We start from the raw sequence: 248 nt of genomic DNA, 5'->3' as shown, positions 1-248 counted from the left end.
ATCCGAAGAAGGCCGAAGCCCTGCTCGATGAAGCCGCAGACGCGCGGCGGCACCCTGACCGCGATCATCCAGCCCGAACCGGTGATCCTGACCTCGGCGCTGAACACCGCAGCGCCGACCGGCTTCTTCAGCGCCAACGTGTTCGACGGCCTGGTGGAATACGACAACGACTTCAAGCTGCGCCCAGCGCTAGCGGAAAGCTGGGACGTCTCCAAGGACAGCAAGACGCTGACCTTCCATCTGCGCCG

At 64.5% G+C, this 248-nt stretch carries 1 pseudogene; it reads left to right on the top strand.

Going from position 1 to position 248, the window contains the following annotated elements:
* Nucleotides 1-27 precede the first annotated feature (27 nt).
* A pseudogene (locus HLUSI_RS30090) lies at nucleotides 28-248 on the top strand (ABC transporter substrate-binding protein); the annotation flags it as partial.

It is taken from the genome of Herbaspirillum lusitanum P6-12 (assembly GCF_000256565.1).
Taxonomy (GTDB): Bacteria; Pseudomonadota; Gammaproteobacteria; order Burkholderiales; family Burkholderiaceae_D; genus Herbaspirillum; species Herbaspirillum lusitanum.
Note: the sequence above shows the minus strand (reverse complement) of the source record. Positions and strands in the feature narration are given on the sequence as shown.